This is a genomic window from Enterobacter sp. 22452, assembly GCF_052045065.1.
Taxonomy (GTDB): Bacteria; Pseudomonadota; Gammaproteobacteria; order Enterobacterales; family Enterobacteriaceae; genus Enterobacter; species Enterobacter mori.
In genome coordinates this window covers 1-24,137 of record NZ_JBQEOB010000001.1, presented here as the reverse complement: position 1 = coordinate 24,137, position 24,137 = coordinate 1, and the positions used below count along the sequence as shown (strand labels likewise).

Annotated in this window: 22 protein-coding genes, 2 tRNA genes and 1 rRNA gene; 7 read left to right on the top strand and 18 right to left on the bottom strand. The window is 56.2% G+C overall.

Annotated features, from left to right (window positions below; all coding sequences use genetic code 11):
* The first annotated feature begins 165 nt into the window (after window positions 1–165).
* Complete coding sequence (gene dpaA / locus ACTJJA_RS00125) at window positions 166–906, top strand: peptidoglycan meso-diaminopimelic acid protein amidase (protein ID WP_174340776.1); 741 nt, start codon at window positions 166–168, stop codon at window positions 904–906.
* On the opposite strand, the gene ACTJJA_RS00120 is transcribed toward dpaA, so the two are convergent.
* Together ACTJJA_RS00120 and lpcA are read right to left on the bottom strand one after the other, a co-directional pair.
* The gene (locus tag ACTJJA_RS00120; RefSeq protein WP_010427885.1) at window positions 877–1,644 is read right to left on the bottom strand and encodes a class II glutamine amidotransferase; all 768 of its coding nucleotides are present in this window, start codon (window positions 1,642–1,644) and stop codon (window positions 877–879) included. The genes dpaA and ACTJJA_RS00120 overlap by 30 nt on opposite strands.
* Window positions 1,645–1,690: 46 nt before the next feature.
* Window positions 1,691–2,269: a D-sedoheptulose 7-phosphate isomerase gene (lpcA, locus tag ACTJJA_RS00115; RefSeq protein WP_010427884.1), complete on the bottom strand. Its 579-nt coding sequence runs from the start codon at window positions 2,267–2,269 to the stop codon at window positions 1,691–1,693.
* Between the two features lie 239 nt (window positions 2,270–2,508).
* On the opposite strand from lpcA, the gene fadE reads away from it, so the two are divergent.
* Both fadE and ACTJJA_RS00105 read left to right on the top strand, forming a co-directional pair.
* Window positions 2,509–4,953, top strand: a complete 2,445-nt coding sequence (gene fadE / locus ACTJJA_RS00110; RefSeq protein ID WP_440665499.1) for an acyl-CoA dehydrogenase FadE — start codon at window positions 2,509–2,511, stop codon at window positions 4,951–4,953.
* A 108-nt stretch (window positions 4,954–5,061) separates the two neighbouring features.
* The gene (locus ACTJJA_RS00105; protein WP_010427882.1) at window positions 5,062–5,832 is read left to right on the top strand and encodes an amidohydrolase; all 771 of its coding nucleotides are present in this window, start codon (window positions 5,062–5,064) and stop codon (window positions 5,830–5,832) included.
* A 474-nt stretch (window positions 5,833–6,306) separates the two neighbouring features.
* Here the strand turns inward: ACTJJA_RS00105 and ACTJJA_RS00100 are convergent, their stop codons facing one another.
* The 9 genes from ACTJJA_RS00100 to dnaQ all read right to left on the bottom strand — a co-directional run bounded on the left by ACTJJA_RS00100 (window position 6,307) and on the right by dnaQ (window position 15,402).
* On the bottom strand, window positions 6,307–7,908 hold the full coding sequence (locus ACTJJA_RS00100; RefSeq protein WP_440665496.1) for a gamma-glutamyltransferase family protein: 1,602 nt from the start codon (window positions 7,906–7,908) through the stop codon (window positions 6,307–6,309).
* Between the two features lie 9 nt (window positions 7,909–7,917).
* Entirely contained in the window at window positions 7,918–8,793 is an 876-nt protein-coding gene (locus ACTJJA_RS00095; protein ID WP_440665494.1) for an ABC transporter permease, read from the bottom strand.
* Between the two features lie 2 nt (window positions 8,794–8,795).
* Window positions 8,796–9,737 (bottom strand): ABC transporter permease, encoded by a 942-nt coding sequence (locus ACTJJA_RS00090; protein ID WP_008500268.1) that lies wholly within the window; start codon window positions 9,735–9,737, stop codon window positions 8,796–8,798.
* An 18-nt stretch (window positions 9,738–9,755) separates the two neighbouring features.
* Window positions 9,756–11,270, bottom strand: a complete 1,515-nt coding sequence (locus ACTJJA_RS00085; protein WP_440665492.1) for an ABC transporter substrate-binding protein — start codon at window positions 11,268–11,270, stop codon at window positions 9,756–9,758.
* A 2-nt stretch (window positions 11,271–11,272) separates the two neighbouring features.
* Entirely contained in the window at window positions 11,273–12,355 is a 1,083-nt protein-coding gene (locus ACTJJA_RS00080; RefSeq protein WP_440665490.1) for an ABC transporter ATP-binding protein, read from the bottom strand.
* Window positions 12,352–13,365 carry an ABC transporter ATP-binding protein gene (locus tag ACTJJA_RS00075; RefSeq protein ID WP_440665488.1) on the bottom strand — a complete coding sequence of 338 codons (1,014 nt, stop codon included), beginning with the start codon at window positions 13,363–13,365 and terminating at the stop codon, window positions 12,352–12,354. The genes ACTJJA_RS00080 and ACTJJA_RS00075 overlap by 4 nt, the downstream gene beginning before the upstream one ends.
* Entirely contained in the window at window positions 13,362–14,081 is a 720-nt protein-coding gene (locus ACTJJA_RS00070; RefSeq protein ID WP_010427872.1) for a FadR/GntR family transcriptional regulator, read from the bottom strand. The genes ACTJJA_RS00075 and ACTJJA_RS00070 overlap by 4 nt, the downstream gene beginning before the upstream one ends.
* Before the next feature lie 380 nt (window positions 14,082–14,461).
* Window positions 14,462–14,538 (bottom strand) — tRNA-Asp (locus ACTJJA_RS00065).
* A 132-nt stretch (window positions 14,539–14,670) separates the two neighbouring features.
* Window positions 14,671–15,402 (bottom strand): DNA polymerase III subunit epsilon, encoded by a 732-nt coding sequence (gene dnaQ, locus ACTJJA_RS00060; protein WP_172411142.1) that lies wholly within the window; start codon window positions 15,400–15,402, stop codon window positions 14,671–14,673.
* Between the two features lie 64 nt (window positions 15,403–15,466).
* Here dnaQ and rnhA point away from each other — a divergent pair, with 64 nt between their 5' ends.
* The gene (gene rnhA, locus ACTJJA_RS00055) at window positions 15,467–15,934 is read left to right on the top strand and encodes a ribonuclease HI (protein WP_010426635.1); all 468 of its coding nucleotides are present in this window, start codon (window positions 15,467–15,469) and stop codon (window positions 15,932–15,934) included.
* Here the strand turns inward: rnhA and ACTJJA_RS00050 are convergent, their stop codons facing one another.
* Window positions 15,935–16,651: a class I SAM-dependent methyltransferase gene (locus tag ACTJJA_RS00050; RefSeq protein WP_010426636.1), complete on the bottom strand. Its 717-nt coding sequence runs from the start codon at window positions 16,649–16,651 to the stop codon at window positions 15,935–15,937.
* A gap of 32 nt (window positions 16,652–16,683) precedes the next feature.
* On the opposite strand from ACTJJA_RS00050, the gene gloB reads away from it, so the two are divergent.
* Both gloB and mltD read left to right on the top strand, forming a co-directional pair.
* A complete protein-coding gene (gene gloB, locus ACTJJA_RS00045; protein ID WP_440665485.1) occupies window positions 16,684–17,442 on the top strand; it encodes a hydroxyacylglutathione hydrolase in 759 nt (252 codons plus the stop codon).
* A gap of 68 nt (window positions 17,443–17,510) precedes the next feature.
* Window positions 17,511–18,875: a murein transglycosylase D gene (gene mltD, locus ACTJJA_RS00040; protein WP_089600679.1), complete on the top strand. Its 1,365-nt coding sequence runs from the start codon at window positions 17,511–17,513 to the stop codon at window positions 18,873–18,875.
* A gap of 53 nt (window positions 18,876–18,928) precedes the next feature.
* Here the strand turns inward: mltD and ACTJJA_RS00035 are convergent, their stop codons facing one another.
* The 3 genes from ACTJJA_RS00035 to ACTJJA_RS00025 form a co-directional block, all read right to left on the bottom strand.
* On the bottom strand, window positions 18,929–19,705 hold the full coding sequence (locus tag ACTJJA_RS00035) for a class I SAM-dependent methyltransferase (RefSeq protein WP_440665483.1): 777 nt from the start codon (window positions 19,703–19,705) through the stop codon (window positions 18,929–18,931).
* A 77-nt stretch (window positions 19,706–19,782) separates the two neighbouring features.
* Window positions 19,783–20,583, bottom strand: coding sequence for an endonuclease/exonuclease/phosphatase family protein (locus tag ACTJJA_RS00030; protein ID WP_042717509.1), 801 nt, complete (start codon window positions 20,581–20,583; stop codon window positions 19,783–19,785).
* 138 nt (window positions 20,584–20,721) lie between these two features.
* Window positions 20,722–21,897 (bottom strand): MFS transporter, encoded by a 1,176-nt coding sequence (locus tag ACTJJA_RS00025; protein ID WP_089600675.1) that lies wholly within the window; start codon window positions 21,895–21,897, stop codon window positions 20,722–20,724.
* A gap of 104 nt (window positions 21,898–22,001) precedes the next feature.
* On the opposite strand from ACTJJA_RS00025, the gene yafC reads away from it, so the two are divergent.
* Window positions 22,002–22,916 carry a DNA-binding transcriptional regulator YafC gene (yafC, locus tag ACTJJA_RS00020; protein WP_089600674.1) on the top strand — a complete coding sequence of 305 codons (915 nt, stop codon included), beginning with the start codon at window positions 22,002–22,004 and terminating at the stop codon, window positions 22,914–22,916.
* A 22-nt stretch (window positions 22,917–22,938) separates the two neighbouring features.
* Here the strand turns inward: yafC and dkgB are convergent, their stop codons facing one another.
* From dkgB to rrf, 3 genes are all read right to left on the bottom strand, one after another.
* The gene (dkgB, locus tag ACTJJA_RS00015; protein ID WP_440665480.1) at window positions 22,939–23,742 is read right to left on the bottom strand and encodes a 2,5-didehydrogluconate reductase DkgB; all 804 of its coding nucleotides are present in this window, start codon (window positions 23,740–23,742) and stop codon (window positions 22,939–22,941) included.
* 163 nt (window positions 23,743–23,905) lie between these two features.
* Window positions 23,906–23,982 (bottom strand) — tRNA-Asp (locus ACTJJA_RS00010).
* Between the two features lie 56 nt (window positions 23,983–24,038).
* Window positions 24,039–24,137, bottom strand: a 5S ribosomal RNA gene (rrf, locus tag ACTJJA_RS00005); the annotation flags it as partial.

The following is a 24,137-nucleotide window of genomic DNA, read 5'->3' as shown; positions in this document are numbered from 1 at the left end:
ATTTGAATGGGTTATAAAGTAAAACTAATTTGTAAACACAAAGGTTGGCTCTTGCGAAAATCTTTATCGGTGCTAATGTGAGCGCTCCTGTCCAGATTAATCTGATTTCGGGTCTCTTTTGCCGTCCTGGCAATTTGGTCATGGTTTTATCAAGGAACTAGTAGTATGCGTAAAATCGCATTGTTCATTGCGATGCTTCTGATGCCGTGCATGTCGTTTGCCGGACTGCTCAGCAGTAATAGCTCAACGACACCGGTTAGCAAAGAATATAAACAACAGCTGATGGGATCCCCGGTTTATATTCAAATCTTCAAGGAAGAACGCACTCTCGATCTGTTTGTGAAAATGGGCGAGACATATCAACTGCTTGATAGTTACAAAATTTGTAACTACTCCGGCGGTCTGGGGCCAAAACAGCGTCAGGGCGATTTCAAAAGTCCGGAAGGGTTTTACAACGTTCAGCGTAGTCAGCTAAAACCTGACAGCCGCTTCTATAAGGCCATTAACATCGGCTTCCCGAATGCCTATGACCGTGCACACGGTTATGAAGGTAAATACCTGATGATCCACGGTGCCTGCGTGTCTGTCGGCTGTTATGCGATGACCGACTCCGGCATTGATGAGATTTTCCAGTTCGTCACGGGCGCGCTGGTCTTTGGGCAGCCTAACGTACAGGTCAGCATCTATCCGTTCCGCATGACGGACGCCAACATGGCGCGTCACAAGTACTCATACTACGCGGATTTCTGGAAACAGCTGAAGCCAGGCTACGACTACTTTGAGCAGACCCGCAAGCCACCGGTAGTCTCTATCGTCGATGGCCGTTACGTGGTCAGCAAGCCGCTGAGCCACGAAGTCGTCCACCCGCAGCTGGCGTCAAATTACACGGTCCCCGAGACAAAATAGTACCCACTCGCCTGGCATAATCTTTTGCCAGGTTTCGTTGCCCGTGAGCGGCTGCGTAGCAATGACGGTGACCACATCGTTCGGTGTGGTCTCCTTCTGAAAGTCTATCTCCACATCCTGATCGAGCAGCGTCGCAACGCCAAACGGCGCGCGGCGGGTGATCCAGAACAGATTCGTTGAGCAGAACGCCATCACGTAGCGCCCGTCAGAGAGCAGCATGTTGAACACGCCTTTTTCACGCAGTTCAGACGCCAGCGTCGCGATGTATTTGAATACGGCGGCCATGTTGCCGGGGGTGCGGGGATAGCGCTCCGTCAGCTTGTGCAGCAGCCAGCAGAAGGCTTTTTCGCTGTCCGTTTCGCCGACCGGGCGGAAGTTGCCCGTCTCCAGCGACTTATAGCCCGTAAGCTGCCCGTTGTGCGCGTAGGTCCAGTTACGGCCCCACAGTTCACGGGTAAACGGATGGGTATTTTCCAGCGCCACTTCGCCGCGGTTTGCCTGACGGATGTGGGCGATCACCGAGCGGGACTTGATGGGGTAGTCCTGCACCAGTTTGGCAATCGGTGAGTTAAAGCTGGGCTGTGGATCTTTGAACGTGCGACATCCTTTGCCTTCGTAGAAGGTGATGCCCCAGCCGTCTTTATGCGGCCCGGTTCCTCCACCGCGCTGAACCAGCCCGGTGAAACTAAAGCAGATATCGGTTGGCACATTGGCGCTCATCCCGAGCAGTTCGCACATACAACACCTCCACAACAGCGGGGGCACCGGTGCCCCCAGCGAAGTCTTACTTAACCATCTCTTTTTCGATCAGTTGAATCAGGATATGGATCACTTTGATGTGAATTTCCTGAATACGGTCAGCATAACCGAAGTGCGGAACGCGGATTTCAACGTCCGCTGTACCGTCCATCTTACCGCCATCTTTACCCGTCAGGGTGATGACTTTCATCCCTTTTTCACGCGCGGCGGCGATCGCTTTGATCACGTTGCCGGAGTTGCCAGAGGTCGAAATCCCCAGCAGCACGTCGCCTTCACGGCCTACCGCTTCAACGTAGCGGGAGAAGATGTGGTCGTAACCGAAGTCGTTGCCTACGCAGGAGATGTGGCTCACGTCGGAAATCGCAATCGCCGGGTAGCCCGGACGGTTTTCGCGATAGCGTCCGGTCAGCTCTTCGGCGAAGTGCATGGCGTCACAGTGGGAGCCACCGTTACCGCAGGAGAGCACTTTGCCACCGGCTTTAAAGCTGTCGGCCAGCAGGACCGCTGCGCGCTGAATAGCGTGAATATTGGCATCATCTTTCAGAAAGTTCGCCAGCGTTTCCGCCGCTTCGTTCAGTTCGTTACGAATAAGATCCTGGTACATGAGGATAATCCTTCAGTATTGATGAAATAACACAGTGGAGTGTACCGGATAGCGTCAAAAGCGAGAAGCTAAAGCCATGCGAATCGTCCGGCGTTTTGTTTTTTCGTGCCGACGAAAACGCGAACAATGTGAACCAGGTTGTAATTATTTTGTAAACACATTGCTAAAGGAATTTACATCAACTACAACCATATCATCACAAGTGGTCAGACCTCCTACAAGCAAGGGAGCTTTTCTTTATGATGATTTTGAGCATTCTCGCAACCGTTGTACTGCTCGGTGTGCTGTTCTATCACCGCGTAAGTTTATTCCTGAGCAGCCTGATTCTTCTGGCCTGGACGGCTGCGCTTGGCGTCGCAGGCCTCTGGAATATCTGGCTTTTAGTCCCTCTTGCCATCATTCTTCTGCCGTTTAACCTGGCACCGATGCGTAAGTCGATGATCTCCGCGCCGGTGTTTAAAGGCTTCCGCAAAGTGATGCCGCCAATGTCACGCACTGAGAAAGAAGCGATTGATGCGGGCACCACCTGGTGGGAAGGCGATCTGTTCCAGGGCAATCCTGACTGGAAAAAGCTGCACAACTATCCGCAGCCGCGTCTGACCGCTGAAGAGCAGGCCTTTATTGACGGGCCGGTGGAAGAAGCGTGCCGCATGGCAAACGACTTTGCCATCACCCATGAAATGGCCGATCTACCGCCAGAGCTGTGGGCATATCTGAAAGAACACCGCTTCTTCGCGATGATTATCAAGAAAGAGTACGGCGGTCTGGAGTTTTCCGCTTACGCTCAGGCTCGCGTCCTGCAAAAGCTGGCGGGCGTTTCCGGGATCCTGGCGATTACCGTTGGCGTGCCTAACTCCTTAGGCCCGGGCGAACTGCTGCAGCACTACGGTACTGAAGAGCAGAAAGATCACTACCTGCCGCGTCTGGCACGCGGTCAGGAAATCCCTTGCTTCGCGCTGACCAGCCCGGAAGCGGGCTCCGATGCAGGCGCGATCCCGGATACCGGCGTGGTCTGCATGGGCGAGTGGCAGGGCGAGCAGGTGCTGGGCATGCGCCTGACCTGGAACAAGCGTTATATCACCCTGGCGCCTATCGCCACCGTGCTGGGTCTGGCCTTTAAGCTCTCAGACCCGGAAAAACTGCTGGGCGGTGAAGAAGATCTGGGCATTACCTGTGCGCTGATCCCAACCTCTACCCCAGGCGTTGAAATTGGTCGTCGTCACTTCCCGCTGAACGTGCCGTTCCAGAACGGTCCAACCCGCGGTCAGGACATCTTTGTGCCGATTGACTTCATCATCGGCGGTCCGAAAATGGCCGGTCAGGGCTGGCGTATGCTGGTGGAATGTCTGTCTGTGGGTCGCGGCATTACCCTGCCGTCGAACTCAACCGGCGGTCTGAAGTCGGTCGCGATGGGGATTGGTGCGTACGCGCACATCCGCCGTCAGTTCAAAATCTCTATCGGCAAGATGGAAGGTATCGAAGAGCCGCTGGCGCGTATTGCAGGCAACGCCTACGTGATGGATGCCGCTGCTTCTCTGATTACCTACGGCATTATGCTGGGTGAAAAACCGGCCGTGCTGTCCGCGATTGTGAAGTACCACTGTACCCACCGCGCGCAGCAGTCGATCATTGACGCGATGGATATTGCAGGCGGTAAAGGCATTATGCTCGGCGAAGGCAACTTCCTGGCGCGCGGCTATCAGGGCGCACCGATTGCCATCACCGTGGAAGGGGCAAACATCCTGACCCGCAGCATGATGATCTTCGGTCAGGGCGCAATTCGCTGCCATCCGTACGTGCTGGAAGAGATGGCTGCCGCGCAGAACAACGACGTGGATGCCTTCGATAAGCTGCTGTTCAAACATATCGGTCACGTGGGCAGCAACAAGGTACGCAGCTTCTGGCTGGGCCTGACGCGCGGCCTCACCAGCGCAACGCCAACCGGCGATGCGACCAAACGTTACTACCAGCATCTGAACCGACTGAGTGCCAACCTGGCTCTGCTGTCTGACGTCTCCATGGCGGTGCTGGGCGGTAGCCTGAAGCGTCGCGAACGTATCTCCGCTCGTCTGGGGGATGTGCTGAGCCAGATCTTCCTGGCCTCGGCGGTCCTGAAGCGCTACGACGACGAAGGCCGTCAGGAAGCGGATCTGCCGCTGGTGCACTGGGGCGTGCAGGATGCGATGTATCAGGCTGAACAGGCGATTGACGACCTGCTGGCGAACTTCCCTAACCGCTTCGTGGCGGGCGCCCTGCGCGCGGTGATCTTCCCGACCGGTCGTCACCATCTGGCACCGTCCGACAAGCTGGACCACAAGGTGGCGAAGATCCTGCAGGTACCGAGCGCAACCCGCTCCCGTATCGGTCGTGGTCAGTATCTTGAGCCGACGCCGCATAACCCGGTGGGGCTGCTGGAAGAGGCGCTGCTGGACGTGATGGCCGCCGATCCGATTCACCAGAAGATCTGTAAACAGCTGGGCAAAAACCTGCCGTTTACCCGTCTGGACGAACTCGCAAAACAGGCTCTTGCCGGTGGCATTATCAATAAAGATGAAGCCGCTCTGCTGGTGAAAGCCGAAGAGAGCCGTCTGCGCAGTATTAACGTGGATGATTTCGAACCGGACGAGCTGGCGACGCAGCCGGTAAAGCTCCCGGAGAAGCACCGCAAACCTGAAGCGGCGTAACGCGTTTCGCTTGTACAAACCCCGCCTCGCGCGGGGTTTTTTATTGCCACATTTTCTCGTAATGACGTGCTACAGTGTCAAAAAGCGGTCTTTTGAGGAGTCTGTATCGTGCCTGGTTTGAAGATTTCGATTTTGCAGCAACCTTTAGTGTGGATGGATGGCCCCGCCAACCTGCGCCACTTTGATCGTCAACTGGAAGAGATTACCGGGCGTGATGTGATTGTCCTGCCGGAGATGTTCACTACGGGTTTTGCCATGGAAGCGGCGAAACAGTCGATGCCTCAGGACGAGGTGGTCGCCTGGATGCAGACCAAAGCGCAGGAGACCAACGCGCTCATTGCCGGTAGCGCCGCGCTACAAACCGAACGCGGACCGGTGAACCGCTTCCTGCTGGTTGAGCCGGAAGGAAAGGTGCACTTCTACGATAAGCGCCACCTGTTCCGCATGGCGGATGAGCACCATCACTATGAAGCGGGTAACGAACGCGTGGTGTTCGAGTGGCGCGGCTGGCGTATTCTGCCGCTGGTCTGCTACGACCTGCGTTTCCCGGTGTGGTCGCGCAACCGCAACGATTACGACCTGGCGCTGTATGTCGCCAACTGGCCTGCGCCGCGCTCCCTGCACTGGCAAACGCTGCTGGCGGCGCGCGCGATTGAGAACCAGGCGTACGTGGTGGGCTGTAACCGCGTGGGCACGGACGGCAACGGGCATCACTATCGCGGCGACAGCCGGGTGGTCAATCCGCAGGGAGAAATTATTGCCACCGCCGAGCCGCATCAGGCGACGCGGATTGATGCGGAGCTGTCGTTGACGGCGCTGAAGGAGTATCGCGAGAAGTTTCCGGCGTGGCAGGATGCGGATCCGTTTAGCATTGGGTGAAATTTTCCCCTTACCCAAAGGGTTGAGGGATCCCCATAAAATAATGCCAGCAAAGACGACTCCCTCTCCCTTGAGGGAGAGGGCTGGGGTGAGGGGGAACATACGGCTGTGGAGGTTATTCCGTTCACTTTATGTTCCTTGCTACTCTGCAAGGACATAACCGGTGAACGTGCCAGGGTGGCTCAGTCGCCACCACCCTGGCGACCCGGGCTCCCGGCGGTAAATCGCCGCTTCGCGGTGCCCTCGGCTTATTCCTTCCGGCTTATCGGGTACGGGCGGAGGTAACATCCCTGTAAAGCCCGCCCTCTCGGCGCATCCCTGCGCCTCGCCCCGGCCTGCAGGAAACGCCTCAGCGATTTACAGCCGGACCAGGGAGTCGCTGTAAGTCATTAATTTTCCAGAAGCAACATTAACCGCTTCCGGTTAAAAAATTACCGGGGATCCCTCAGCCTAAAGGAGAGGGAGAATAAAACATTAACTCACCAACGCCTGCCCGTCTTTACGGCTTTCCGTCGCGGCCACGTAGTGCCCTTCCGGCAGGCGATAGATCACCTGCGCCCCGCCAAAGTTGTAATCCTGCAGCGGATCTTCCACCACGATCTGATGCCCGCGTTCGCGCAGCGCGGCAATCGTATTGCGATCGAACGTTGATTCAACGATCACCTCCCTGCCCTGCACCACGCGCCAGCGCGGAGCGTCAATCGCCGCCTGCGGGTTTTGTCCGTGCAGCATAATGCGCAGCGCCATCTGCATATGCCCTTGCGCCTGCATCGGGCCGCCCATCACGCCAAAGGACATCAGCGGCTGGCCGTTGCCGTCCATCGCAAAGCCCGGAATGATGGTGTGGAACGGACGCTTGCAGCCCGCCAGCGCGTTCGGGTGATTTGGATCCAGCACAAACCCGCAGCCCCGGTTTTGCAGGCTGATCCCGGTGTCCGGCACCACGATGCCTGATCCAAAGCCCATATAGTTGGACTGAATAAACGAGACCATCATCCCGCTGGCGTCGGCGGTGCTGATGTAGACCGTGCCGCTCTGCGTCGGGGAACCGTAGACAAAATCAGAGGCTTTATCGTGGTCGATAAGCGCCGCGCGCGACTTCAGATAATGGTCGCTCAGCAGCTCTTTTGCCGCGAACGCCATGTGTTCTTCATCCGCCACGTAGCGGTCGAGATCCGCCAGCGCGAGCTTCATCGCCTCGATGGAGAGATGCAGAGACTGCACGGAATCCGGATGATGCTTCTCAATGCCGCATTGCTCCAGAATGCCGAGCGCAATCAGCGTGGCGATCCCCTGGCCGTTTGGCGGCAGCTCCTGCACCGAGCCGCCCGCGAAGTCGCGCGACAGCAGCTCAACCCAGTCCACGCGATGGTTTGCCAGATCCTCAGCCGTCAGGTGCGCGCCGTGCTCTTTGGCAAAAGCGGCGATTTTCTGCGCCAACTCGCCGCGGTAAAAGGCGTCGCCGTTGGTTTTCGCAATCAGCTCCAGCGAGTTCGCCTGCGCCGGGTTACGGAAGATTTCCCCCACGCGCGGGGCGCGGCCCTCCGGCGCGAAGCAGGCGCTGAAGCCCGGCTGATCTTTCAGCTTGTTATAGCCACGCTGCCAGAGATGGCCAATCAGCGGGGAGACCGGGAAGCCGTTGCGCGCATAGTCAATGGCGGGCTGCGCCAGCGTAGTCAGCGGCAGCGTGCCGAAGCGTTCCGCCAGCGCGACCCAGCCGGATACCGCACCCGGCACGGTCACCGCGTCCCAGCCGATTTCCGGCACCGCGGTTTTACCGGCAAACAGATCCGCATGCCAGCTCGCAGGCGAACGACCGGACGCGTTCAGACCGTGCAGCTTTTCACCGTCCCAGACGATGGCAAAGGCGTCGCTGCCGATCCCGTTGCCGGTCGGCTCAACCACCGTCAGCGCCATCGCGGTGGCAATGGCCGCATCGACGGCATTCCCGCCCAGCTGCAGCATCTTCATGCCTGCCTGTGCCGCCAGCGGCTGCGATGTCGCAACCGCGTTATGGCCCAGCATCGGCGGGCGTCGTGAAGCGTAACCGGACGTAAAATCAAGCGCTTTGGTCATCATGACTCCTTAGTCGTGGCGCGGATCGAGCGCATCGCGCAGCCCGTCGCCGAGTAAATTAAAGCCCTGCACGGCAAGGAAAATCGCCACGCCGGGGAACACGGACATCCACGGCGCCTGCTCAAGAAACCCTTTCGCGGTGTTGAGCATGGAGCCCCAGGACGGATTGGGCGGCTGCTGTCCCAGCCCTAAAAACGACAGGCTGGCTTCGGCGATAATCGCCGAGGCAATCGCCAGCGTGGCCTGCACCAGGATCGGCGACATCACGTTTGGCAGGACGTATTTAATGATGATCCAGCGATCCGGCAGGCCAATCGCCCGCGCGCCGTCGATGTACTCTTCGTTGCGAATGGCGATCACCTGTCCGCGCGTCAGGCGGGCGAAGATCGGCATCGCCGAAAGACCGATGGCGATCATCGCGTTGGTCAGGCTCGGGCCCAAAAATGCCCCCAGCGCGATCGCCATGATCAGGAACGGACAGGCCAGCAGCGCCTCGATAAAGCGCGAGATCACCCCGTCCCACATCTTCTGGAAGTAGCCCGCCACCAGCCCCAGCGGCACGCCAATAACCACCGCAATCACCACCGACATACAGCCCGCCATCAGCGAGGTGCGCGCCCCCCAGATAATGCGGGATAAAATGTCGCGCCCCAGCTCGTCGGTGCCGAACCAGTACATCGCCGACGGCGCTTTGCGCACCGCCAGGAAATTGGCTTTAACCGGGTCGAACGGGGCAATCCACGGCGCCAGCAGCGCCAGCAGCACAAAGAACCCCACCACCACCGCGCCAATGACCGCGCTTTTATTGCCGAGGAATTTCTTCAGCACCCGGTTCTGCGCGCGCGGCAGCGCGGGGGCAACGGTTTGCGTTGTCAGTTCCGCCATGGTTAACCTCGCATTTTCGGGTTGATAAGGACGTAGAGCACGTCGGCCAGCAGGTTGAGCATCAGGAAGCCAATCGCCACGATCAGCACCACGCCCTGCACCACCGCGTAGTCACGGTTGAAAACCGAGTCGACGATCATCTTGCCAAAGCCCGGAATGGTGAAGACCTGCTCGGTCAGCACCGCGCCGCCCAGCAGCTCGCCGAACAGCAGCGTGGTGAGGGTGATCACCGGCACCAGCGCGTTGCGGAACGCGTGCTTCAGGATCACCGCCTTCGGCAGCAGCCCTTTCGCCCGCGCGGTGCGGATGTAGTCCGCCTTCAGTACCGCAATCATCGAGGCGCGGGTGTGGCGCATCAGCGTTGCCGCGAGCCCCGTTCCGAGCACTGACGCGGGCAGCAGCAGCGTGCGCAGGTTCTGGAGCGGATCTTCACTGAACGGCACGTAGCCGGACGCGGGTAGCCACTGCAGGTTTACCGAAAAGACCAGAATCAGCAGGATCCCCAGCCAGAAGTGCGGGATCGAGATCCCCGAGATCGCCACGAAGTTCGCCCCGTGATCGACCCAGCTGTTTTTGTTCACCGCCGCAAGGATCCCCATGCTGATGCCAAACACCAGCGCGATAATCATCGCCAGCAGCGACAGCTCCAGCGTAACCGGCAGCTTGCTGGCGATGAGCTGCGTCACCGGTTCATGCGTGCGTAAGGAGACGCCCAGATCGCCCTGCAGCGCCCGCGTCAGCCAGTGGAAATACTGCACGGGGATCGGCGCATCGAGGTTCAGTTCCGCGCGCAGCTGGGCGATGACGGCCGGATCGCGCTCCTCCCCGGCCATGGCGATCAGCGGGTCGCCGGGCAGCAGCTTTTGCAGCCCGAACACCATCATGCTCACCAGCAATAGCGTCGGGACGGCCAGCAGCAGACGTTTGCAAATCAGTTCCAGCATGGGTTCTCCTCAGGACGTTTATTTCGCCAGCGTCAAACCGGCCAGACGCACGATGCCGTCCGGGTACGGCTTAAAGCCCTGCACGCTTTTGTTCAGGCCAAAAATGCGCGGCTCGAAGTAGAGGTAGGCAATCGGCATATCGGTCTGCAGCTGCTTAACCACCTTGTCGTACAGCGGCTGGCGTGCGGCCTGGTCGGTGCTCTGGCGCGCCTGGGTCAGCCACTCATCCACCTGCGCATTGCTGTAGCGGCCGTCGTTCAGGGTGCCTTTGCTGTTGATAAAGCCGTAGATGCTGCCGTCCGGATCCGGGCGTCCCGACCAGCCGGAGAAGCTCAGCTGATAGTCACCGCTCTGCTGGCGATCCAGCAGCGTGGCAAATTCGGTCATTTGCAGGTTCAGGGTGAAACCGGCCTCGGCGACCATCGCCTGCAATACCTGACCCACCTGCTGCGAGGTTGGGTTGTTCGGCACCAGCAGGTTGACGGTCAGCGGCGTGGTGACGCCTGCAGCTTTCAGCAGCGCTTTGGCTTTGTCGACGTCACGCGGCGGGACCGGCAGGTTAACGTGATATGGGCTGACCGGTGAAAACGCCTGGTTGGCCGGGGTGTAGAGCCCCTCAAAGACCACCTGGTTTAACGCATCGCGGTCGATGGCCTGAGAAAACGCCTCGCGCACGCGAGCGTCCTTGAACGGATCGTTCGCCGGTACCTTGCCGTTGTTGATGTTAAAGGTGATGCCCTGATAGCCCAGACCGGTCACCTTCGCCAGCGCCAGCTTGCTGTCGGCTTCGACGGTTTTAACGTCGCTGGCGGCGATGCCTTCGGTCAGATCAAGATCGCCCGCGCGGAGGTTCGCGAGGCGCACGGAGGCATCCGGGATCGGCAGATAGATAATTTTGTCGAAGTGGTAAGCGCCTTTGTTCCAGTAGTTGTCGAAGCGGGTCAGAACGATGCGGTCCTGGGACACACGGCTGTCGAATTTATACGGGCCGGAGCAGACCGGGTGGGCGGCAAAGTCAGGCTTTTTCGCCGCTTCAGGTGCCATCATTGCCCCGGCGCGGTCGGTGAGCTGCATCAGCAGCGCGGCATCCGGCGTTTTCAGGTGCAGCGCAATCTGCATCGGGCCGGTGACCTCGACAGATTCAACGGAGGAGATCTCGCTTTTACGCAGGGAGCCTTTCAGGGTCAGGGCGCGGTCGAGGTTGTATTTTGCAGCGGCGGCATCGAATTTCTCACCGTCGTGGAAGGTGACCCCGTCGCGCAGATTGAGCGTCAGGGTTTTACCGTCCTCACTCCACGCCCAGTCTTTAGCCAGACCGGGGACGACCTTCAGGTTTTCATCCACGTCCACCAGCCTGTCGCACAGGGAGGCAAACACGAAGCGGCCATAGTAGGTGCGCGCCAGGTGCGGGTCGAGCATGTCCGGGTCAGCGCCCAGACCGATTCGCAGCACGCTTTCAGAATGGGCGGGCAGCGCCGCGCCAAGCAACATAACACTTCCCAGTACGGTCAAAAGAGAATTAGGCATTGTCATTATCATGAGTTCCTTGAAGGAAGGGACGAGTGAGTGGCCGCGTGTTCAAACAGCGCGCGGCGGCGCAGGAAAGCGGCGGATGGCGGAGCAATCTGGATAACGCTGCGATCGCGGTTGATCTCCTGCCAGCGGTGGCAGGCAACCTGACGCCCCCCGTCGAGCACCTGATTAATCGGCTCGACCTGGCGGCATTCATCGGTAACGTACGGGCAGCGGGTGTGGAAACGGCAGCCGGACGGCGGACTGGCCGGGTTGGGCAGATCCCCCTGCAGCAGCGGCGCATCGCGCTCAACGCCCGGCTGCATTTGCGGTGCAGAGGCAATCAGCGCCTGGGTATAGGGGTGCAGCGGTGCGTCGAAGATCTCATCGACGCTGGCAAGCTCGACGATTTGCCCAAGGTACATGACCGCCACGCGATCGCTCATATGGCGGATCACCGCCAGACCGTGGGCGACAATCACCATCGTCAGCCCCAGCTGGTGCTTCAGGCTTTCCAGCAGGTTGACCACCTGCGCCTGAACGGAGACGTCCAGCGCGGATACCGGCTCATCGCCCAGCAGCAGCTTCGGTCCCGAGGCCAGCGCGCGCGCAATGCCGATACGCTGGCGCTGCCCGCCGGAAAACTCGTGCGGGTAGCGCCCGGCCCAGGCGGCAGGCAGACCAACGGTTTTAAGCAGTTCGGCGACGCGGTACTGGCGGTCCGCTTTTATCATGTTCTGATGCAGCCACAGCGGCTCACCGACAATCTGCTCCACCGTCATGCGCGGGTTCAGCGAGGCGAAAGGATCCTGAAAGATAATCTGCAGCTCGCGCCGGAGCTGGTTAAGACGGGCACCGGAGGCGTCGGTGATCTCCTCCCCTTGATAAAACACGCGCCCTTCGCTGGCGGCCAGCAGGCGCAGCAGCAGACGTCCGAGGGTAGATTTCCCGGAGCCGGACTCGCCGACAATCGCCAGCGTTTCGCCCGGCATCACCGAAAGTGAGACGCGATCGACCGCCGTGACAAAGCGTGCCGGGGTAAAGAGCTTTTTCGGACCGGGAAAGCGTTTACTCAGGTCGCGGGCTTCAAGAATGGGGATGGTCATGCGATTTCTCCCAGGGCAATGTGCTGTTCGAGCGGCACGCGGAAGCAGGCAACCTGGTGGCCCGCGCCGAGCGTAGTAAGCTGCGGTTTTTCAGCGTGGCAGCGCGTCTGTGCAAACGGGCAGCGCGTTGCGAAACGGCAGCCTTCAGGCATGGATTCCGGCAGCGGTACCGCGCCGGGAATGGTGGAGAGTTGCCCTTTACGCGCCCCAAGAGAAGGAATCGAGCCCATCAGGCCGATGGTGTACGGATGCTGCGGGTCGGCGAATATCGCCTCAACGCTGCCCTGCTCCACCACCTGCCCGGCATACATCACCGCGACCTGCTGGGCGACTTCCGCCACCACGCCTAAATCGTGGGTGATCATCAGCACCGCCGTGCCGGTTTCCGCTTTCAGGGTGTTGAGCAAGGCGAGGATTTGCGCCTGGATGGTGACGTCGAGCGCAGTGGTGGGTTCATCAGCAATCAGCAGTTTAGGGTGGTTGATCAGCGCCATCGCAATCATCACCCGCTGGCGCATGCCGCCGGAGAGCTGATGCGGATAGGCTCTGAGGCGCATCTCTGCCGCCGGGATCTGCACCTTCTCGAGGATCTGCAGCGCGACCTTCATCGCCTCGGCGCGCGAAACGTTCTGGTGGCGTATGACCGCTTCGCTGAGCTGATCGCCCAGCGTAAACGCCGGATTGAGCGAGGTCATGGGCTCCTGGAAAATCATCGCCAGCTCGCTGCCGCGCAGATCGGCATATTCCCGCGGCGAGAGCTTGCGCAGGTCATGACGGCGAAACTGCATCTCACCGCTGACAATCTGCGCGCTGGCGGGCAGTAACCCCATCAGCGCTAATGAGGTGATACTTTTTCCGCAGCCGGACTCCCCTACCAGCGCCAGCGTTTCGCCCGCTTTGACCGTCAGGGAAATGCCGTCAAGCACGCTCACCGGCGAGCCGGAAAACCTGACGTTGAGATCATTCAGCCGTAGTACGGGCGTGGCGTCCTTAAAGGGTATGGTCGTCATAGCGTGAAATCGTCCTCAAGGTGGATCGCCTGAATTAGCGCGGCCTGCAGGCTGAGCAGGTGCTCGCGCATCGCGGCGGCTGCTTCATTAGGCTGACGATGGATAATCGCGGACATGATCTTGTGATGGTGGTCGTTGTAGCTGTCGACACGTTCAGGCGTGCGGGCAAGTTCACGCAGATGCTGCCAGCCGGGTTCCCGGCGGACGGCATCAATCGCATCAAAAAGCCCGAGCATCAGGCGGTTGCCTGCGGCTTCGGCAATGGCGCGATGAAAGGCGCTATCCCACAGTTCGTTGAGATCGCGGTCATCCGGGCTGACCTTATCAATGCGTTCCAGCATGCGCTGCATGAGCGCGAGGTTTTCCCTGGTGGCACGCAGTGCCGCAAGCCGGGCTAAGCCGGGTTCAAGCTGTAGACGAGCTTCCATCACTTCCAGCAGGTTAGTCTGCTGAACCAATCCCTGAAGGGCCAGAGGTTCTACAGGGGCTGCCGGGCCAATAAAGGTCCCTTTCCCCTGCTTTCGCCAGATACGCCCCTCTTCTTCCAGCACGTCCAGCGCACGACGGACTTCACGTCGCCCTACGCCGAGAGTATCCGACAGCTCACGTTCCGTGGGCAGCGGAATGCCTGGTGTTGACTCGTGCTGGTTGATCAGCCCGCGCAGCTGCTCAAGCGCGGTGCTGGAATTGGCCAGAAACCGTGACGGTTTTTCCATATTGGTTCGCTCGCTTTCATCATGACTTTATTTTTATTAACGATAAGTTATTGATATGAAATGACGCTTATCGTGCTAATGATTAAGCAACAAACGAACCAATACATAATTGGTTCGAAAAGTTTTTAGAAAGCAGGAGGTAAGAGGATGATTTTTCGTGATTTATATTTACAAAAAGAAACACCCTGACTGACGTCAGAAGCGGCACAAGCAGATTAAATGCACAAGAACAGTGCAGATAACGCACTAATGTTGTGCATATGTTAATTAATTGCACAATGTAATTTAACTTTTCGTTAATAAAAATGAGGGGGGGGGGGAATTTAAAAAGCTGAAACGACGAAGGCCTGAATCATTTCTGATTCAGGCCTTCTGAATAGTGGCGGAACGGACGGGACTCGAACCCGCGACCCCCTGCGTGACAGGCAGGTATTCTAACCGACTGAACTACCGCTCCACTGTTCCCGCTTGGGGAACGAGGCGCATATTACGGTTTGCCTCTGGACTCGTCAACGCTTTTTCTCACGTTTTGAATCGTTTGCTGCAAAAATCACCCAAACGGTGATTTAACAAACGTTCCGGCCCCTTTTCAGGCGCGCCACATGCAGCTTCCGCCCTTCTTCTGCACAAGATCGAGACGGGATTCATGGTTAAGCAGCTCTTCATCGCTGGCTAAAACAACCCGCAAACGACTCGCCTGACGCACAACGCGCTGAATGCCCCCTGCGTCCCGCGTCTGCTGGGACTCATTTTCCATACTGAATTTCATCGACGTCTGACCGCCGGTCATCGTCAGATAAACATCCGCCAGGATCTGGGCATCGAGCAATGCGCCGTGCAGCGTTCGCTTAGTGTTGTCTATTTCATAGCGCGAGCAGAGTGCATCGAGGCTGTTACGCTTGCCGGGAAACATCTTCCTCGCCAGCGCCAGACTGTCCGTCACTTTACAGAACGTGTTGGTCTTCGGAATATCACGATTAAGCTTGCTGAATTCATAATCCATAAAGCCTATATCGAACGATGCGTTATGGATGACGAGTTCTGCACCTTTGATGTACTCAAGGAATTCATCCGCGACGTCTGCAAAGGTCGGTTTATCCAGCAAGAACTCATCCGCAATACCGTGAACGCCGAACGCTTCCGGGTCCACCAGCCGGTCAGGTTTGAGGTAAACATGAAAGTTGTTGCCCGTTAGACGACGGTTCACCACTTCAACAGCACCGATCTCGATGATCTTGTGCCCTTCATAGTGTGCGCCGATCTGGTTCATACCGGTGGTTTCGGTATCAAGAACAATCTGGCGAGTAATTGCAGTGCTCATAGCGGTCATTTATGTCAGACTTATCGTTTAACTGAACGTTTCGAATACAGGAAGTCTACCAGAGATGCGTAAACAGGTAGAAATTTTCACCGATGGATCTTGTCTCGGCAATCCGGGCCCGGGCGGTTATGGCGCGATTATGCGTTATCGCCAGCACGAAAAAACTTTTAGTGAAGGCTATTTTCTCACCACCAACAACCGCATGGAGTTGATGGCGGCCATTGTGGCGCTGGAAGCCTTAAAGGAACATTGCGACGTGGTGCTGAGCACCGACAGCCAATACGTGCGCCAGGGCATCACCCAGTGGATCCATAACTGGAAAAAGCGCGGCTGGAAAACGGCAGATAAAAAACCGGTCAAGAATGTCGACCTCTGGAAGCGTCTGGATGCGGCCTTAGGCCAGCACCAAATCAAGTGGGAATGGGTAAAAGGCCACGCAGGTCACCCAGAGAACGAACGCTGCGACGAACTGGCTCGTGCGGCTGCGTCCAATCCCGCACATGAGGATGCGGGCTACCAGCCTGAATCCTGATCAGGGCTTCCGGTACTGCCGCGTTGCGCCGACGGTCTGACGAATTTGCGTTTTCGATTTGCTTTGCTTCATCGGATTCAGCGTCAAAGGGATTGTTCGCTTACGCGCCACGATAAACTGCATACAGCCCAGGGCGGGCAAATGGGTACTCAGCACAACGCCCCCCTGCCGTGACCAGGGCAGTACCTGAAACCCCCCGTAGCCGAGCACCTCAAAGTTAAGCAGTGAAAGCCAGTCCAGCTGGCGCATCATCGTGAACATGCGGCTGTTATACGGCGGGGTGCGACGTAAAACCGGGACGAGCTTGCGCAGCCCCATCAGGCTCAGTGGATTGAAACCGCTGAGTATTAGCCAGCCATCATCAATCAGCACACGGTCAGCTTCGCGCAGCAGGCGATGGGGATCGCTGCACCAGGGCAACGTATGCGCCAGCAGACAAGCATCAACGGATTTTTCGGCAAAGGGTAAATGCAGCGGGTCTGCTTTCACCTGAACAGGCAATCCCGCGAGCGAAACGTTGACCTGATGCGAGATAGCGCAGCTTTCGGTATTGATTTCCGCGCTGAGATTGCCAATCTTAAGCAGGTGAAAGCCATACATTTTCGCGAGCCACGGCTTAAGCTGCTGTTCTAACGCCTCGCGATAGTACTCACCCCAGGGCAGGTCAGCCCAACGTTCCGGTGCTGCGACAGTCTGAGGTATCCTTGCCGGTTTCATCAACACATCCGCCACGCAGTTAGAGGTAATGTATGAATCTTATCAGTATTCCAGCCTTTCAGGACAATTACATCTGGGTATTAGTCGATGACGATCGCAGATGTATCATTGTCGATCCGGGTGAATCCGCGCCGGTTTTGCAGGCAATCGAAGAAAATGGCTGGCATCCCCAGGCCATCCTTCTTACTCATCACCATAACGATCACGTGGGCGGCGTTCCCGATCTTGTGGCGACCTTCCCGCATCTTGTGGTGTATGGACCGGTTGAAACACAAGATAAAGGTACGACGCAAGTAGTCGAAGAAGGCGAAAATATCCTCATACTGGGATACGAATTTTCCGTATTTGCTACGCCAGGTCACACTTCTGGACATCTGTGTTTCTACAGCAAACCTTATCTATTTTGCGGTGACACACTCTTTTCAGGCGGCTGTGGAAGGCTGTTCGAAGGGACGCCAGCCCAGATGTATCAGTCATTACAGAAGATTAACGCATTGCCTGACGATACCCTCATTTGTTGTGCGCATGAGTATACATTAGGAAATATGAAGTTTGCCGCGAGCGTTTTGCCGGACGATCTGGCGATTTTAGATTATTACCAGAAAGTGAAGGAGTTACGTGCAAAAAACCAAAAAACACTACCCGTTATTCTGAAAAACGAGCGAGAAATAAATTTATTTTTACGAACTGATGATATTGATTTAATTAATAAAATTAACCAAGAAACAAAGTTGCAACAACCAGAGCAGCGTTTTGCATGGTTAAGGTCAAAGAAAGATAACTTCAGATAATTGCGGGTTGCCTTTTCAAAATTTCGCCGTTATCATCGCTCGTCTTTTAAGCAACTATTGACACACACATGAAGGCAAAAGCGATATTACTCGCCTCTGTCCTGCTTGTAGGTTGCCAGTCGCAAAATGGCAGCAACGTACAACAGCACGCACAGAGCCTTTCTGCAGCTGGTCAAGGGGAAGCAGGGAAGTTTACAAGTCAGGCGCGCTGGTTGGACGATGGGACAACTTTCGCGCAGGAACAAGACTTGTGGGCCTCTATTGGCGACGAGCTAAAGATGGGAATTCCGGAAAACAGCCGGATTCGCGAACAGAAGCAGAAGTATTTAAGAAATAAGAGCTATCTCCACGATGTAACGTTACGGGCAGAGCCGTATATGTACTGGATAGCCGGGCAAGTTAAGAAACGTAACATGCCTATGGAGCTGGTACTCCTACCCATAGTGGAGAGCGCTTTTGACCCACACGCAACGTCTGGCGCCAATGCCGCAGGCATTTGGCAGATCATTCCGAGCACTGGGCGCAATTATGGTTTGAAACAGACCCGCAGCTATGATGCGCGTCGTGATGTTGTCGCTTCAACGACAGCCGCTCTCGACATGATGGAACGTCTGAACAAGATGTTTGACGGTGACTGGTTGTTAACGGTCGCAGCGTATAACAGCGGCGAAGGTCGTGTACTGAAGGCAATGAAAGCGAACAGAGCGCGTGGTAAATCTACCGATTTCTGGTCGCTCTCACTGCCACAGGAAACCAAGGTTTACGTACCGAAGATGCTGGCCCTGAGCGATATTCTCAAGAACAGCAAGCGTTACGGTGTGCAACTGCCAACACCAGACGAAAGTCGTGCACTGGCGCGCGTTCGCCTCAGCAGCCCGGTTGATATTCAACAGGTTGCCGATATGACGGGTATGTCGGTCAGTAAACTGAAAACCTTTAACGCAGGCGTTAAAGGCTCAACCCTGGGAGCAAATGGCCCACGGTATGTGATGGTTCCGCAGAAGCATGCTGAACAATTACGTGAGTCTCTGGCTTCTGGTGAGATTGCCGCCGTTCAGTCTACGCTGATCGCCGATACGTCTCCCGTTTCCAGCCGCAGCTATAAGGTGCGTTCAGGTGATACGCTTTCGGGCATTGCATCACGTCTTGGCGTGAATGCGAAAGATCTGCAGCAGTGGAATAACCTGCGCAGCTCCGGTCTGAAAGTGGGCCAAACTCTGACGGTGGGTGCGGGTAGCAGCGCACAGCGTCTTGCCAGGAACAGCGACAGTATTACCTATCGCGTTCGTAAGGGTGATTCGCTGTCCAGTATCGCAAAACGTCACGGCGTGAACATCAAAGATGTGATGCGCTGGAATAATGATACTGACAATCTGCAACCGGGTGACCAGCTAACGCTGTTTGTGAAAAACAGCGCGACGCCAGATTCCTGATGAGACATTCCTGAGATAAAAAGGCACCGATTCCCCTCGGTGCCTTTTTTGTTTTAACCCGCCTTTTGCGCTTCAGCCATAATGGTGTCGCTGGTGAACGAGCCATCTTCCTGCAGTTCAAAGTAAGCCTTCACTTCCGCAGATGCGCTTTCCTGATATATACGAATCGCCCGGCTCAGCGCTTCAGGCGTGCGCATACGAGCGATCCAGGAGCTGTATTCCAGCGGCAAGCGGTCTGTTATCAGTGAGCGGGAAATCAACCCGGCCTCCGTTATCAGCGATAACCATTGACCGCTGGAGTAGTTCTGCACGTGGGAAGTGTCGCGCAGCGCTTCAACCGTTTGCAGCCAGATATCCCGCACCGGATGACCCGGGGACATGACGTCCATAATGATGAAGACGCCTCCCGGCTTCAATACACGCTTCACTTCCCGTAAGGCCTGGCCGACATCATGCCAGTGGTGGGCGGAGTAGCGGCTAATGACCACATCAAACGACGCATCGTCGAAAGGCAAAGATTCGGCGTAGCCCTGGCGCGTAGCCACGTTGTTCAGCCCTTTGGCTTTTGCAGCTTCTGCGACCACCTCGAGCATCTGGCTGGATAAATCATACGCGGTCACCTGTGCCACCTGCTGTGCGGCCGTAAAGCTGGCATGCCCTGCTCCACACCCTAAATCCAGCACGTGTGCCTGTGGGAATGCTGCCAGACGCTCCCCGAGACGCACCAGATCGCGCCCAGACGCATGCACGGCGCTGCTCAGATAAGCACTTGCCTGAGAACCAAACTGTTTTTCTACGTGGTCATGATGGGTGTGTGTTGTTGTTGTCATCGTACTGTCCTTTTGTTGGTTAAAAAATAAAGGGCAGTACCCGCAGAGGCCTGCCCCACGGCAGACCTGACGCACCATTATTTATCAGGTTTGCCGGGACTGAATTCAACGAGTAGAGGATTGTGATCGGAAGCGCGCGTCACCAGAACGGAGGCATCATGCACATTCAAACCACGATAGAAGACAAAATCGAGAGGACGACCAAACGCTTTCTTGCGCTGATCGTCGCTAAAACGGACCTCACGCAGCGACATTTCGCGCGCAAAGCGGTACAACGCATTCATGCGCGGGCGGCTCCAGGCATTAAAGTCCCCGGCCATAATGATCGGCCCGCTGTGATGAGCTATCTGATCACCAATTGGGAGTAACTGCTTACTATACACATCCACCCCCAGGCTAAAGTTTACCGCATGGATGTTTACCACCATCAACAGGCGCGTATCCGGTAACGGATAGACCGTCACCAGCGCCGACTTGGCCAGGCGCAAAATCGGCTCACGTTCACGCAGCGGGCAGCAATAGACCGGATGCGCGGCTGACAGAGTCATCACCCCAGAGGGGTGCTGCGGTAAGACGAACGCAGGGACCTGATCGGCGGCAAGATAGTTAGTCGTTGCAAACCTGACCAGCTCCGGCGTGGTTTGTGCCTCTTGCAAGAGAACCAGATGCGCATCTTTACCGAAATTCTTCAGGACGGACAACCACTCCGCGCGCTGCTGCTTGAAGATGTTCCAGACCAGTACCCGGATTTTTTCGTCACTGCTTAAGGGTGTACCGGCTGGCAATGCCTGGCTAAGGCTCGCAAACGACCCCGGAGGCAAGATCCTCTCCGCGGGCATTCCGGCAACATAACGCATGGCATAGGTATTTTTTCGCACTTTTGGAAACGGCCTCTATAACGTGAACCAGCCCGGAAAAACGGACTGGTTCTAATGTTATAGGGATTTTAGGTCATACTTTCAACGCAATTACTGAGAAACCGCTTTCCAGTTTTGTAAGCAAGCACTTACTGCTACTTACCCAAGCGCCACGCGAGCCGGTTTATCAAGCCGTCCACTGAGGCCAATCAGCAGGAAAGCGACAAGTACAATGACCGCACCAATCCACGGCGTTTGGGTTAACCCGAAGTGTTCTACGGTTTGTCCGCCTACGATGGAACCGATCGCGATACCAATATTGAATGCGGCAATATTCAGGCCCGATGCAACATCTACCGCATTTGGCGTATACAGTTCGGCCTTTTGCACCACGTACACCTGCAGGCCCGGCACGTTACCAAAGGCGAAGATCCCCATAACCAGCACGGTGATCAGCGCGGCGTACTGAATCGATGCGGTGAACTGGAAAATCATCAGCAGAACAACCAACGCTGCGAAGATAAATTTAAGAGCCGGTACCGCACCATGCTTATCCGCAAGTTTGCCGCCCCAGATGTTACCAATCGCGACAGAAATACCGTAGCCCAGCAAAATCCAGCTTACCGCCGTTGGGGAGAAGCCCGCTAGATCCTGCATCATGGGTGCCAGGAAAGTGAAAGCAGTGAACACGCCGCCATAGCCAAGAGCCGTAACGGCGTAAATGATCAGCAAACGCGGATGCGTGAGCACCTTCAACTGATCGCTCAGGCTTGCGCTCGCCCGGCCAGGGATATTAGATGGCACCAACAGCATACTGGCGACCAGGGCAATCACGCCCAGCAGTGATACGGCCAGGAAAGTTTCACGCCAGCCAAAATGTTGGCCAATAAAGGTACCTAACGGCACCCCAGTGACCAACGCAACGGTTAATCCACCAAACATGATGGCGATAGCGGATGCGGCTTTCTCTTTAGGCACCAGGCTGGTTGCAATGGTTGAACCGATGGAGAAGAACACGCCATGCGCGAGGCCGGTCAGAAGGCGGGCAATCACCAGCGTGGTGTAGTCCGGCGCCTGCCAGGCCAGCAGGTTGCCAGCGGTGAAGAGCACCATCAGGGCAACTAACAGCTGTTTACGCGGAAAACGCCCTGTCAGCGCGGTCAGTACAGGTGCACCAACAGCAACACCCAACGCATAGATTGACACCAGCAAGCCCGCTGAAGGGAGCGAGATGGCAAGTTGATTAGCGATGGTAGGAACCAGTCCGACAATAACGAACTCGGTCGTGCCTATCGCAAAGGCACTGATCGTGAGGGCAAGTAGCGCCAGTGGCATAAAATACTCCGTCTTTACAGGATTAAGATGACAGGAAGTATGCGCCAGTGCTTAAATAACAAAAATGGTCAAAATATCAATTGAATTTTGCAGGTGGTGCAACAATGAAAGCAACCTCGGAAGAGCTGACAATCTTTGTCGCCGTCGTCGAGAGCGGTAGCTTTAGCCGCGCAGCGGAACAGCTGGGTCAGGCAAATTCCGCGATCAGTCGCTCGGTGAAAAAGCTGGAGATGAAGCTTGGGGTGAGCTTGCTCAACCGAACAACACGACAGCTGAGCCTCACGGAAGAAGGTGAGCGTTATTTCCGCCGCGTGCAGTCCGTCCTGCAGGAGATGGCCGCAGCGGAGACAGAGATTATGGAATCGCGCAGCACACCGCGTGGATTGCTGCGTATCGATGCGGCAACACCTGTGGTTCTGCATTTTCTGATGCCGCTGATTAAGCCCTTCCGCGAACGTTATCCAGAGATGACGTTATCGCTGGTCTCCTCCGAAACCTTTATCAATCTTATTGAACGCAAAGTTGATGTCGCGATCCGGGCGGGAACCCTGACTGATTCAAGCTTACGTGCTCGCCCCCTCTTTGCCAGCTACCGTAAAATCATCGCGTCGCCGCAGTATATTGCTGAGCATGGAAAGCCCGAAACGGTAGAAGAGCTGGCGCAACACCTGTGTCTGGGCTTTACGGAACCGGTGTCGCTAAATACCTGGCCTGTCGCCTGTCATGATGGTCAGCTTCATGAAATTACCTGCGGATTATCCTCAAACAGTGGGGAAACGCTAAAACAGCTGTGCCTTACCGGAAATGGTATCGCCTGTTTGTCTGATTACATGATTGATAAAGAGATCGCACGCGGAGAGCTTGTGGAGCTGATGGCAGATAAACGTCTGCCGGTAGAGATGCCTTTTAGCGCGGTTTATTACAGCGACAGAGCCGTCAGTACACGTATTCGTGCCTTTATCGACTTCCTGAGCGAACATATAAAAACAGCTCCCGAAGGAGCTGTGCGAGGGTTTTAGAATACAGAGGGTTGGGTCAATATTAATCCCAGTTCGGCGCTAACCCTTCCGGGCTCACCAGACGATCGTTGCAATCCAGTGCCGCGATCGCTTTTTTATCATCTTCGTCCAGCTTGAGATCCAGTGCTAACAGGTTGCTTGCCAGGTTTTCACGCTTGGTTGAGGACGGGATCACGGCATAACCTTCACCCATTGCCCATGCCAGGATCACCTGGGCCGCTGTCGCGTTGTGTTTCTCCGCGATACGGGTAATCACCTCATCTTTCAGCGCTTTACCGTAGGCCAGCGTCATGTAAGAAGTAATATGGATATCGTGCTGTTTTGCCCAGTCCACCACTTTGCGGTTTTGCAGGTATGGGGACAGTTCAATTTGGTTGGTCGCAATATTTTCTGCGCCAACAGCAGCAATCGCTTTTTCCATCAGCGGGATAGTAAAGTTGGAGATACCAATTTCACGCGTTAAGCGCTGCTTTTTCGCTTCCAGCAGCGCCTGCATGAATTCTTCCACCGAGACGGCATCATTCGGTGATGGCCAGTGAACCAGCGTCAGGTCCACATAGTCAGTACGCAGTTTTTTCAGGCTCTCTTTCAGGCTTGGGATCAGCTTATCTTTACTGAGATTCTCAATCCAGATTTTGGTGGTGATGAAAAGGTCGCTGCGCGGTACGCCGCTCTCTTCGAGCGCCTGGCCTACAGCCGCTTCGTTTTCATAAATCTGCGCCGTATCAACGGTACGATAGCCAAGTTCAAGTGCAGTTTTTACAGATGCAATTACTACGTCGTCTTTCAGGCGGAAAGTGCCCAGACCAAATGCAGGGATAGTCATCTTATTCCTCGTTAATCATTATGTTCGTAAACTGAGGAAGATTATGGCGGGTCGTGTTATGAAGAAAAAGAGCGCAGAAAGCAGAGGATTTTTGCTAATTCCGCAATAATTAAACGGCAGATAAGAAAAAAGCTCTGAGCGTTAGCTCAGGGCTTTTAATAAGTGGCGGAACGGACGGGACTCGAACCCGCGACCCCCTGCGTGACAGGCAGGTATTCTAACCGACTGAACTACCGCTCCACCGAAGACTGCTTGTAACCACCGGATTAATGCACCGGCTTACTACTAAATTTGATGCCTGGCAGTTCCCTACTCTCACATGGGGAGACCCCACACTACCATCGGCGCTACGGCGTTTCACTTCTGAGTTCGGCATGGGGTCAGGTGGGACCACC